We start from the raw sequence: 11814 nt of genomic DNA on the forward strand, positions 1-11814 counted from the left end.
TGACATGATCGAAACGGGAAACACGTGGCACCCTTCGGAAGAAACCTTGCTCTCTGGATCATCATCGCGCTGCTCGCGCTGGCGCTGTTCAACCTGTTCCAGAGCCCCTCGAACAACACCAGCGGGCAGCAGCTCACCTATTCGCAGTTCCTGACCAAGGTCGAGGAAGGCGGCGTCCGCGACGTCACCATCGAGGGCAACAACATCTCCGGCCATCTGCAGGGCGGCCAGCCCTTCCAGACCTACGCGCCGTCGGACCCGACGCTGATCGACACGCTGCGCGACCGTGGCGTGGACATCGACGCCAAGCCGCGGGAGGAGGGCAGCGCGCTGTTCTCCATCTTCGTGTCCTGGTTCCCGATGCTGCTGCTGATCGCGGTCTGGATCTTCTTCATGCGCCAGATGCAGGGCGGCGGCGGCAAGGCCATGGGCTTCGGCAAGTCCAAGGCCCGGCTGATGACCGAACGCCAGGGCCGCGTCACGTTCGAGGACGTCGCCGGCGTCGACGAGGCCAAGGAGGAACTCGAGGAGATCGTCGAGTTCCTGAAGGACCCGCAGAAGTTCCAGCGGCTCGGCGGCCGCATCCCCAAGGGCTGCCTGCTGGTCGGCCCGCCCGGCACCGGCAAGACGCTGATTGCGCGCGCGGTGGCCGGCGAGGCCAACGTGCCCTTCTTCACCATTTCCGGCTCCGACTTCGTCGAGATGTTCGTCGGCGTCGGCGCCAGCCGCGTGCGCGACATGTTCGAACAGGGCAAGAAGAACGCGCCCTGCATCATCTTCATCGACGAGATCGACGCCGTCGGCCGGCACCGCGGCGCGGGCCTCGGCGGCGGCAATGACGAGCGCGAGCAGACCCTGAACCAGCTGCTGGTCGAGATGGACGGCTTCGAGGCCAATGAGGGCGTGATCCTGATCGCCGCCACCAACCGCCCCGACGTGCTGGACCCGGCGCTGCTGCGCCCCGGCCGCTTCGACCGCCAGGTGGTGGTGCCGCTGCCCGACATCCTGGGCCGCGAGAAGATCCTGAAGGTGCACATGCGCAAGGTGCCGCTGGCGCCGAACGTCGACGCGCGCATCATCGCCCGCGGCACGCCCGGCTTCTCCGGCGCCGACCTGCAGAACCTGGTCAACGAGGCCGCGCTGCTGGCCGCGCGCAAGAACAAGCGCCTGGTCACCATGAACGAGTTCGAGGACGCCAAGGACAAGGTTATGATGGGCGCGGAGCGGCGCTCCATGGTCATGGACGAGGACGAGAAGAAGCTGACCGCCTATCACGAGGCGGGCCACGCCATCGTCGGCATCTTCATGCCGGGCTCGGACCCGATCCACAAGGCGACCATCATCCCGCGCGGCCGCGCGCTGGGCATGGTCATGCGCCTGCCGGAGAAGGACCAGCTCTCCATGCGCTACGACCAGCTCATCGCCCACCTCGCGGTGGCCATGGGCGGGCGCGTGGCCGAGGAGATCATCTTCGGCAAGGACAAGATCACCACCGGCGCCGCCAGCGACATCCAGCAGGCGACCGGCCTGTCGCGGCGGATGATCACCGAATGGGGCTATTCCGACAAGGTCGGCATGGTGCGCTACTCCTCCAACGAGGAGGAGGTCTTCCTCGGCCATTCGGTGACCCAGCAGAAGAACATCTCCGAGCACACCGCCGAGCAGATCGACGAGGAAATCCGCCGGCTGATCGACGAGGCGCTGGAGACCGCTCGGCGCATCCTGACCGAGAACCTGGACCTGCTGCACCGCGTGGCCCAGGCGCTGCTCGAATACGAGACCCTCTCGGGCGACGAGATCCAGGCGCTGAAACGCGGCGAGAACATCGACCGTCCCGAGGACAAGGCCGACAACAAGCCCAAGGCCGGGCCGGCCTCCGCCGTGCCCGAAACCGACGGCCATGAGGGTGAGCCCGATGACGGGGGCATGGAGCCGGAGCCGCAACCCGGCAGCTGACTGCTCCGCCACCGGCGAGAACGAACGAACCCCGCGGGCAGCAACCCGCGGGGTTTTTCTTTCCGGCGCCGGCGGGCATTACCCCCTCCCGGCCTGCTGGCGCGGTCCACCCTCCCCCTTGATCAAGGGGGAGGGTCGGGGTGGGGGATCATCCGAATACGGGAAAGATCGGATTCCAGGCCGTTCCGATGCTTGATGGAGTTGCCCTACTCTGTCGCCCCGGGATGCCAAGGCGATTCCATCATTTCAGGGGCCGCCCTCAGAATCGGAGCGCGTGGACCCGCTGGACGTAGTCCTTCAGGCCGGCGACCTGCTTCAGCACCGCCTCGGGCACCGGCCCGTCGACCTCGATGAAGGAGACGGCGTTGCCGTTGGCGCGGCCCAGGTGGAAGGTGCCGATATTGACCCCGGCGTCGCCCAGCAGCATGCCCAGCCGGCCGATGAAGCCCGGCTTGTCCAGATTGCGGATGAACAGCATGTTCTCGCCGAACTCCGCCTCCAGCGAGATCGTGTCGATCTCGACGATGCGCGGCATGTCGCCGGCGAACAGGGTGCCGCCGATGCCGCGCGTGCCGTTCTCCGTCTCCACGAACAGCCGGATCGCCGTCTGGTAGTTGCCCGGCGTCTCGTCGCGCTCCTCGACCACGTGGATGCCGCGCTCCTGCGCCAGCACCGGCGCGTTGACCATGTTGACCGAATCCATCTGGTGCTTCAGCAGGTTCTGCAGCAGCACCGCCGAGAGCGGCTTCACGTTCAGCTTCGCCACCCGGCCCTGATAGGCGATGCGGACGGTCTTGATCGAGCTCTGCAGGGTCTGGCCCATGAAGCCGCCCAGCTGTTCGGCCAGCTTGATGTAGGGGCGCAGCCGCGGCGCCTCCTCGGCGGTGACGGAGGCCATGTTGAGCGCGTTGGAGACCGCGCCGTCGACCAGGAAGTCGGACATCTGCTCGGCCACCTGCAGGGCGACATTGACCTGCGCCTCGGTCGTGGACGCGCCCAGATGCGGCGTGGTGATGACGTCGGGCTGGCCGAACAGCACGTTCTCCTTCGCCGGCTCGTTGAGGAAGACGTCGATCGCCGCGCCGGCGACCTTGCCGTCGTCCAGGGCCTTGCGCAGGTCTTCCTCCACCACCAGGCCGCCGCGGGCGCAGTTGATGATGCGCACCCCGTCCTTCATCTTCGCGATCGTCGCGGCGTCGATGATGTTGCGGGTCTGGTCGGTCAGCGGCGTATGCAGGCTGATGAAGTCGGAACGGGCGTAGAGTTCGTCCAGCTCGACCTTCTCGACACCGATCTCCTTGGCGCGCTCGGTGGAGAGATAGGGGTCGGCGGCAATCACCTTCATGCGCAGGCCCTGGGCGCGGCTGGCGACGATGGAGCCGATATTGCCGCAGCCGATGATGCCCAGCGTCTTGGCCGTGACCTCGACGCCCATGAATTTGGACTTCTCCCACTTGCCGGCCTGGGTGGAGCGGTCGGCCTGCGGGATCTGGCGGGCCAGCGCCATCATCATGGCGATGGCGTGCTCGGCGGTGGTGATGGAGTTGCCGAAGGGCGTGTTCATGACGCAGACGCCGGCCGCGGTCGCGGCCTCGACATCGACATTGTCGACGCCGATGCCGGCGCGGCCGATGACCTTCAGGCCCGGGGCCGCGGCCAGCACGTCGGCGGTGACCTTGGTGGCGGAGCGGATGGCGAGGCCGTCATACTCGCCGATGATCTCGAGCAGCTCCTCCTTGGAGAGGCCGGGCCTCTCGTCGACCTGGACGCCGCGCTGACGGAAGGTCTCGGCGGCGAGCGGGCTCATCTTGTCGGAAATCAGGACTTTGGGCATGGGATGTTCCTTTCCTGGAACAGACCGCAATCGTTGCGGAATGGCGTTTCATTGACGGCAACCGTTTCGCTCGGACGGTCATGCTCGCCCCCCGAACGGGGTCAGGGGCCGGCCTGTGCGGGCATCCGGTGGCAGAGGTGAAGCTGCGACGCCGGAACCGGACCCCCGCACAAGGCGGGGGTGACCGGTGTTGGCGGGCATTCAGCCGGAGATCTCGGCCTTGACGGTGGCGTAGGCCCAGTCGAGCCAGGGACAGAGCGCCCTGACGTCGCCGGTCTCGACCGTGGCGCCGCACCAGATCCGCAGGCCGGGCGGCGCGTCGCGGTAGCCGTTGATGTCGTAGGCGACGTCCTCCTTCTCCAGCAGCGTGGCCATCCGCTTCGGGATGTCCTTCTGCACGTCGGCCGGCTGGGCGGAGAACCAGTCGTCGGTGATCGCCAGGCAGACCGAGGTGGAGGAGCGGCTGGCCGGATCCTTCGCCAGGAAGTCGACCCAGTCCGTCCGCCCGGCCCATTCGGCCATGGCGTCCAGATTGGCGCGGGTGCGGCCGATCAGGCCGTCCAGTCCACCGACGCTCTCGGCCCATTTCAGGGCGTCCAGCGCGTCCTCGACGGCCAGCATGGAGGGCGTGTTGATGGTCTCGCCCTTGAAGACGCCCTCGTTGATCTTGCCGGACTTGGTCAGCCGGAAGACCTTGGGCATGGGCCAGGGCGGGGTGTGGCTCTCCAGCCGTTCGACAGCGCGCGGCGACAGCGCGAGCATGCCGTGCGCGGCCTCGCCGCCCAGCACCTTCTGCCAGGACCAGGTGACGACGTCGAGCTTGTCCCAGTCGAGCGGCATGGCGAAGGCCGCCGAGGTGGCGTCGCAGATCGCCAGGCCGGCGCGGTCGGCCGGGATCCAGTCCGCGCCGGGCACGCAGACGCCCGACGTGGTGCCGTTCCAGGTGAAGACGACGTCGTGGCTCCAGTCGACTTCGGAGAGGTCGGGCAGCGCGCCATAGTCCGCCTCGAGCGTGCGGGTGTCCTTCAGTTTCAACTGCTTGATCACGTCGGTGACCCAGCCGGAGCCGAAGCTTTCCCAGGCCAGGACATCGACGGGGCGCTGGCCCAGCAGCGACCAGAGCGCCATTTCCACGGCGCCGGTGTCGGAGCCGGGCACGATGCCGAGGCGCCAGTCCTCGGGCATGCCGAGGATCGCCTTCGAGCGGTCGATGACCTCTTTCAGCTTCTGCTTGCCGATGGATGCACGGTGAGAGCGGCCGAGCGCAGCCTCGGCCAGGGCTTCGGCGGACCAGCCCGGGCGCTTGGCGCACGGACCGGACGAGAATTCAGGCGCCGCCGGACGCCTTTCCGGTTTCTGCATTGAGTACCTTCCAGTACTGAGCCTCCCGTTGGGGGGAGGTGACCCGCCGCGGAAGATAGGCTGCGACAGATTCCGGTCAACATGCGACACCGGCCTGCGACGTTATGGCTTCAACCAACGGTCGACGCGCGGGGGTTGGCATGGCTGGCTCGCGCGCCTTCCGGATCATTGGGCTTTCGGCGGAGCCGGGTGTCTCACCGCCGCTTCGGTGTCATGCCCGCCCCCGTGCGGGCATCCGGTCAGGGACGGCGACTTGCGGCGAAGCCGCTCCGGACCCCCGCACGGAGGCGGGGGTGACAGGCTGAGTGAGTGGCGGTTCAGCCGATTGACGGAACGATCCGGGGTCAAGGCCGAAGCGGTGAGCCGGTCGTTCCCCGGATGACGTCACCGCGCCCAGTCCGGCTTGCGCTTCTCCGCGAAGGCGGCGAGGCCTTCCTCGAAGTCGTCGGTCTCCGCCAGCGCGCACATCATCTCCACCTGGGCGGCGACGTTGCGGCGGTAGTCCAGGTCCTGCGCCCGCCAGAAGGCCTGGCGGCCGAGGCGCATCACCGTCGGCGACTTGGCGGCGAACTTCCCCGCCAGCGCCATCGCGCTGTCCATCAGTTCCCCGTCGGGGACCACCTGGTTGACCAGCCCCATGGCCTTCGCCTCGGCAGGGGTGAAGGTGTCCCCGGTGAACAGCAGCTCGAAGGCGCGGTGCCGGCCGATCACCGCCGGCAGGTGGGCGAAGTGGATGGCCGGCAGCACGCCGACATTGATTTCCGGATAGCCCAGGCTCGCGCTCTCGGCGCAGACGATGACGTCGCAGGTGATGGAAAGCGTCATCCCCGCGCCCCGCGCCGGACCGTTGACGGCGGCGATGGTCGGCTTGGCGAGCTTCGCCTGCAGATCCAGCGTGTCGAGATAGAAGCGGTTGAGGAAGTCGCGCATGCCGAGGCCGCCGGCGCCGCGGATCATCTTCAGGTCCATGCCGCCGCAGAACATGCCCTCGACCGCGCTGGCCAGCACGATGGCGCCGACACCGCGGTCGGCGTCCGCTTCGCGCATCCGGTCGTGGATGGCGTCGATCATGGGGAAGTCGACCGCGTTCACCGGCGCGCGGTTCATGGTGATGACCGCCACGCGGTCGCGCACCTCATAGCCGACGCGGGCCGCGCCTTCGCTGCTGTTCATCATGTCCTCCCCTTCGGATCGATTCGCAGGATGCCACCGTACCGCCAGTTGGCGGAAGCGCATCCCCCACCCCTTCCCTCCCCCTTGCGAAGGGGGAGGGCGGTCCCGCCGCGGCGGGAGCGGGAGGGGGTCGTGTATCTGGTCGGCGCCCGACCGGGCTCTCTGCCCCGTCCGCTACAGCCCCAGCACCGCCTTGGCGAGGACGCCGCGCTGAACCTCCGAGGTGCCGCCGGCAATGGTGAAGCCGCGGTGGTGGAGCTGGCCCGAGGTGATGCCGACCGCGTGATCCGGGCCGACGGGCAACTGGTTCTCGCCGCGGAACAGGAAGCCGGAATGGTCCGGCGCGCCGTAATAACCGATGGCGCGGTAGAGCACCTCGTCCAGATCCTGGACCATGTGGCTGCCCAGCAGCTTGGTCATGGAGGGCTCGGCGCCGATCCGCCCGCCCGCGTCGGCCTCGGCCAGGATGCGCAGCGAGGTCATTTCCAGCGCCTTCAGACGGCTCTCCAGGTCGGCGACCCTGAGCGCGAAGTCCGGGTCTTCCAGCAGCGGCCGGCCGTCCGAGGATTCGGCGGCGCAGACTTCCTTGACGATGGAGAGGATGCGCGTGTTCTCGGACACGCGGGAGACGAACAGCCGCTCGTCGCCCAGCAACTTCTTGGCCACGGTCCATCCCTCGTTCTCCCGGCCCAGCAGGTTGGCCACCGGCACCCGCACCTCGTCGAATGTGACGATGTTCCACAAGCGCCGGCCGTTCAGCGCGATCAGCGGCTTCACCTCGACGCCGGGCGCGGTCATGTCCATCAGCAGGAAGGAGATGCCCTCCTGCTTCTTCGCGTCCGGGTCGGTGCGGACCAGGCAGAAGATCATGTCGGCGACGTCCGCCGCGCTGGTCCAGATCTTGGAGCCGGTGACGTGGTAGTCGTCGCCGTCGCGTACCGCCCGGGTCGAGACGCCGGCCAGGTCGGAGCCCGCGCCGGGCTCGGAATAGCCTTGGCACCACCAGTGCGCGTCCGAGAGGATCTTCGGCAGGTAGTGCGCCTTCTGCGCGTCGGTGCCGAAGGCGATCAGCGCCGGCCCGATCATGTGGAAGTTGAACGCCATCGCCGGCGGCGCGTGGGCCAGGCGGCATTCCATGTCGAAGATATGGCGTTCCATGATGGAGAAGCCGGCGCCGCCCGCCGCCTTCGGCCAGTTGGGCGCCAGCCAGCCCTTCTCCTGCAGGATGGCGTGCCAGCGCAGCATGTCGGGCTTCGCCACCATCAGGCCGCGCTTGACCTTGTCGGCGATGTCGGCGGGCAGGTTCGCGGCCAGCCAGCCGCGCACCTCCTCGCGGAAGGCCTCTTCCTTCTTCGTCGGCGAAAGGTCCATTCGTCTCTCCTTCGCCCCCTCGACGTCATCCCCGTCGATCCGCAGGACCGCACGGGGATCGGGTCGATCGGGGCCCTTTTTCTGAACCCGATCCCCGCGCAGCGCCTCGCCTGGCGGGGATGACATGACGGGCGCTGGTCAGTTCCCGGCGAACTTCGGCTGGCGCTTCTCCTGCCAGGCGGCGATGCCTTCGCGGAAGTCGTCCGATTTCAGCGCCGCCTCCATCTCGCTCTGCGACTGGTCCTGGGCTTCGTCCATGTCCTGGATCAGGGAGCGCCAGACCAGGTCCTTGATCACCCGCGTGGACCTGGGCGAGACGTCCTCGGCCAGCATCCGGGCATAGGCCGTCGCTTCCGTCAGCACCGCTTCGGGGGCGACAGCGCGGTCGACCAGGCCCATGCGCTCGGCCTCGGCGCCTTCCACCAGCCGCGCCGAATAGAGCAGGTCCAGCGCCCGGGACGGCCCCACGACGCGCGGCAGCAGCCAGGCCAGGCCGTACTCGGCGACCAGCCCGCGTTTGGCAAAGGCGGTGCCGAGCTTGGCTTCGGTCGAGCAGATGCGGATGTCGGAATAGAGCGCCATGACCAGGCCGACGCCGACCGCGGCGCCGTTCACGGCGGCGATCACCGGCTTGGGCACGGTGGTCAGCCAGGCGTATTTCTTCGCGAAGCCTTCCGGCAGGTCGAGGCCGTTCGCGATGGCGCCCGCGACGGGCAGCGGCTCGGCCTCCCGCCCGCCGCCGGCCGCCGTGTTCGACAGCCGGGCCACGTCCGCCCCGGCGCAGAAGCCGCGGCCCGCGCCGGTCAGCACGATGGCCTTCACCGCCGGATCGTCGCTCGCGGCCTGCATGGCGTGGCGCAGCTCCCCGTTCATCACCGGCGTCATGGCGTTCATGCGGTCGGGCCGGTTCATGGTGACGACGGCCACACCGTCCGCCGCCTCGTAGATGATCTGTTCGTAGTCCACCGGACCTCGCCTCCCGCTGTGATGCACATGCATTAATCGGGCGGAGAATAGCGGGGGAGAGGGGGAAGGGGAAGGGGAAGGGGAAGGGGAAGGGGAAGGGGAAGGGGAAGGGGAAGGGGAAGATCTAACTGAACGAAGCTAACGGATTAGGGTGACGAAATAAGTGCCTTCCCCAACGAAAGGGCCAATCCAAATGTAACCATAATTGGAATTAGTGAATAAAAAAGATATTCTAATTGACCCGGCATCGATCTATTTTTGAGTATTAATAATTCATTGCGGCTCCTCATATACAATTCAGTAGCTTGCCGAATATGATCCATTTGTCCTTCAAAAAACCGTGCTTTGGGAAGAGTTGAAATATTTAAACCCATATCCATTGCTTTTGGCAATTCAAGTAATTCTCTATTCTCTGGAATTTCGTCAATTTTTTGATACCATTCACACAGCGCTTTCTTTTCCATTTCGACATTCTCAAAGTTTGATGGCGATATTTCCGATTTCCTTCCAGGTAGGCAAACAGATGATCCAAGGGACGACAAGTAAATTCGCATTGGCGCGGCGCTGCCAATAATAGAAGGCAGCCTATCATTGAATTGAACTGAATTTATGTACCTGTAAGCACCAATAAAAATAGATAAAGAGGCAATGCAGCTTGTTACTACAATTAGTATTTCTAAACTTCTAATACTAATCCTCTTTCTAAGAAATACAGTTACCAAAACAACTATTACAAACTCGCTCAGCCACAGCAGTGTATTTTTAGAAATATCATCAAATAGCATTTCAATGCTCCGACAAGCATTCTGCGAACAGTTTGACGCAAACGCCATCCTGAGTCGAATTGAACTTGACTCGCAACCTAGCGTCTATGAACCAACAGTTCATGCTCACACGCTTTTGACCCAGAGGCCACACCCAAGCGGTGCGTGTTCCCATATTACCCCATCGGAAAAAACAGCCATTCCGGGGCGTTAGCCGGGCCGATGGGGCTTGACGGGGCCTCTGCGCGCGCGTAGAAGCGCGCCTTCGAACGGTTCCCGGGCGGGGCCGCGCGTGTCCGTGCGCGTCCCGGCCCCCGACGATCCTGAAGGACGAGAGCGATGAAAACCTTTTCCGCCACGCCGGCGACGATCGAGAAGAAGTGGATTCTGATCGACGCCGAGGACGTGGTCCTCGGCCGGCTCGCCGCCTTCGCCGCCAACCGCCTGCGCGGCAAGCACAAGCCCGGCTACACCCCGCACATGGATGACGGCGACAACGTCATCATCGTCAATGCGGGCAAGGTCAAGCTGACCGGCTACAAGCGCGACGACAAGGTCTACTACTGGCACACCGGCTATCCGGGCGGCATCAAGAGCCGCACCGCCCGCGACATCCTGGAGGGCGATCATCCCGAGCGCGTCGTCGAGAAGGCGATCCAGCGGATGATCCCGAAGGGCCCGCTGGGCCGCCAGCAGTTCAAGAACCTGCGCGTCTACGCGGGCGCCGAGCACCCCCATGAGGGCCAGCAGCCCGAAGTCATCGACTTCAAGTCCCTCAACCACAAGAATGCGAGGTAGGCCGCGTCATGGCTGAAACCGAACTCCCGAACGCCGAAGAAGGCGCCGTCACCGATCTCGCGGACCTGGGCCAGGCCATGGGCACCGAGGCCGCGCCGGAACCCGTCGAGCCGCAGATCGACGCACACGGCCGCGCCTACGCCACCGGCAAGCGCAAGGACGCGGTGGCCCGCGTCTGGGTCAAGGCCGGCGTCGGCCGCATCACCGTCAACGGCCGCGAGGTGGAAACCTATTTCGCCCGTCCGGTGCTGCGCCAGGTCATCCAGCAGCCCTTCCAGATCACCGGCCGCGACGGCCAGTTCGACGTCTACGTCACCGTCGCCGGCGGCGGCCTGTCGGGCCAGGCGGGCGCGGTGCGCCACGGCATCTCCAAGGCGCTGACCCGCTTCGAGCCGGAACTGCGCGCGGTGCTGAAGAAGAACGGCTTCCTCACCCGCGACAGCCGCACGGTGGAGCGCAAGAAGTACGGCAAGGCCAAGGCCCGTCGCTCCTTCCAGTTCTCCAAGCGCTAAGGCATCGGGGACAGGCGGGTCCCGGACGGGACCGCCAGCCGATCCGTCTGCCGAAGGGGCCATGCGAGCGATCGCGTGGCCCTTTCCTTTTCCAGCCAGGCTGACACGCGAGGGATGGCGTGGCTGGCCCGCGCGCCTTCTGAATCTTGGAACCGCAGGGCCGGACGTGCCGGTTCACCCCCGAACGGTGTCATGCCCGCCTTGTGCGGGCATCCGGTCGAAAATCATCGATTTGCGGCGAAGCCGCTCCGGACCCCCGCACAGAGGCGGGGGCGACACGCGGAGTGAGTGGCGGTTCAATCAGGCGCCGGAACCGCTTACAACGCCCTGACCTTCTCCACCATCTCGGGGAAGCTGTCGGCGATGACGTCGTGGTCCGGATCGGGTTCCGGATCCGGCGGACCCTCGGCGCCCCATTCGTCGGGACGGCGCACGAAGGCCGACTTGAAGCCCACCTCGCGGGCCGCGCGCAGGTCGAAATTGTGGCAGGCCACCATCATGCACTCGCCGGGATCGAGCCGGAGCCACTTCGCCGCCGTGCGGTAGGCCTCGGGCCGGGTCTTGTAGATGCCGATCATCTCGCAGGAGATCACCGCGTCCCAGGACAGCCCGTTGGCGCGGGCGGTGTCGACGATCAGCGAGGTCGACAGGATGGTGAAGGAGGCGACGACATGACTGGTCCGGAGATCGGCCAGCGCGGCGGGGAAGTCGGGCCAGCATTTCAGCTCGTGCCAGCGGTACCAGATCGCCTCCCGGTCCTCGCCGGTCAGGGCGCCGAGATCATGGTCGGCGATGACCTTGTCCAGCATGGCGCGGTGAACGTCGTCGATGTTGTACTGCGCCGGGCCGTCGGCGCCGTGATTCAGCATCTGCTTCAGCGAGCGGCGGCGGTAGTCGTTGGTTATCGCCGCCCAGTCGCGTTCGATGCCGCGCTTCCGGCCGGCCTCGGCGAAGGCCGCGGAGACGCCGCCGTGCCAGTCGAGGATGGTGCCGCCGGTGTCGAAGGTCAGCGCCCTGATCGCGCCCATGTCCGTCCCTCCCTTGTCGTTTCCGGCAGGCTAGCAGCATGCGGCCCCGG

At 66.3% G+C, this 11814-nt stretch carries 9 protein-coding genes; 3 read left to right on the forward strand and 6 right to left on the reverse strand.

The genetic code is table 11. The features are described from left to right. Nucleotides 1-24: 24 nt before the first annotated feature. A complete protein-coding gene (locus tag TEF_01455; protein ID ANK79607.1) occupies nucleotides 25-1956 on the forward strand; it encodes a cell division protein FtsH in 1932 nt (643 codons plus the stop codon). 259 nt (nucleotides 1957-2215) lie between these two features. On the opposite strand, the gene TEF_01460 is transcribed toward TEF_01455, so the two are convergent. The 5 genes from TEF_01460 to TEF_01480 form a co-directional block, all read right to left on the reverse strand. After that, entirely contained in the window at nucleotides 2216-3790 is a 1575-nt protein-coding gene (locus TEF_01460; GenBank protein ANK79608.1) for a phosphoglycerate dehydrogenase, read from the reverse strand. A 201-nt stretch (nucleotides 3791-3991) separates the two neighbouring features. Further along, nucleotides 3992-5152: a phosphoserine aminotransferase gene (locus TEF_01465; protein ID ANK79609.1), complete on the reverse strand. Its 1161-nt coding sequence runs from the start codon at nucleotides 5150-5152 to the stop codon at nucleotides 3992-3994. A gap of 384 nt (nucleotides 5153-5536) precedes the next feature. After that, nucleotides 5537-6325 carry an enoyl-CoA hydratase gene (locus TEF_01470; protein ID ANK83206.1) on the reverse strand — a complete coding sequence of 263 codons (789 nt, stop codon included), beginning with the start codon at nucleotides 6323-6325 and terminating at the stop codon, nucleotides 5537-5539. A 174-nt stretch (nucleotides 6326-6499) separates the two neighbouring features. Continuing rightward, nucleotides 6500-7696, reverse strand: a complete 1197-nt coding sequence (locus tag TEF_01475) for a hypothetical protein (protein ANK79610.1) — start codon at nucleotides 7694-7696, stop codon at nucleotides 6500-6502. Nucleotides 7697-7834: 138 nt separating this feature from the next. Continuing rightward, nucleotides 7835-8662: a hypothetical protein gene (locus tag TEF_01480; protein ID ANK79611.1), complete on the reverse strand. Its 828-nt coding sequence runs from the start codon at nucleotides 8660-8662 to the stop codon at nucleotides 7835-7837. Between the two features lie 1103 nt (nucleotides 8663-9765). On the opposite strand from TEF_01480, the gene TEF_01485 reads away from it, so the two are divergent. Both TEF_01485 and TEF_01490 read left to right on the forward strand, forming a co-directional pair. After that, a complete protein-coding gene (locus TEF_01485) occupies nucleotides 9766-10224 on the forward strand; it encodes a 50S ribosomal protein L13 (protein ANK79612.1) in 459 nt (152 codons plus the stop codon). 77 nt (nucleotides 10225-10301) lie between these two features. After that, the gene (locus TEF_01490; protein ANK83207.1) at nucleotides 10302-10736 is read left to right on the forward strand and encodes a 30S ribosomal protein S9; all 435 of its coding nucleotides are present in this window, start codon (nucleotides 10302-10304) and stop codon (nucleotides 10734-10736) included. Between the two features lie 317 nt (nucleotides 10737-11053). Here TEF_01490 and TEF_01495 read toward each other — a convergent pair whose 3' ends face one another. Beyond that, on the reverse strand, nucleotides 11054-11764 hold the full coding sequence (locus TEF_01495) for a haloacid dehalogenase, type II (GenBank protein ID ANK79613.1): 711 nt from the start codon (nucleotides 11762-11764) through the stop codon (nucleotides 11054-11056). Nucleotides 11765-11814: the final 50 nt, after the last annotated feature.

This window comes from Rhizobiales bacterium NRL2, assembly GCA_001664005.1.
Classification (GTDB): Bacteria; Pseudomonadota; Alphaproteobacteria; order Minwuiales; family Minwuiaceae; genus Minwuia.

Coding starts and splice junctions, on each gene's coding strand:
- TEF_01460 (ANK79608.1), bottom strand. CDS start 3,790: ATGCCCAAAGTCCTGATTTCCGACAAGATGAGCCCGCTCGCCGCCGAG.
- TEF_01465 (ANK79609.1), bottom strand. CDS start 5,152: ATGCAGAAACCGGAAAGGCGTCCGGCGGCGCCTGAATTCTCGTCCGGT.
- TEF_01470 (ANK83206.1), bottom strand. CDS start 6,325: ATGAACAGCAGCGAAGGCGCGGCCCGCGTCGGCTATGAGGTGCGCGAC.
- TEF_01475 (ANK79610.1), bottom strand. CDS start 7,696: ATGGACCTTTCGCCGACGAAGAAGGAAGAGGCCTTCCGCGAGGAGGTG.
- TEF_01485 (ANK79612.1), top strand. CDS start 9,766: ATGAAAACCTTTTCCGCCACGCCGGCGACGATCGAGAAGAAGTGGATT.
- TEF_01490 (ANK83207.1), top strand. CDS start 10,302: ATGGGCACCGAGGCCGCGCCGGAACCCGTCGAGCCGCAGATCGACGCA.
- TEF_01495 (ANK79613.1), bottom strand. CDS start 11,764: ATGGGCGCGATCAGGGCGCTGACCTTCGACACCGGCGGCACCATCCTC.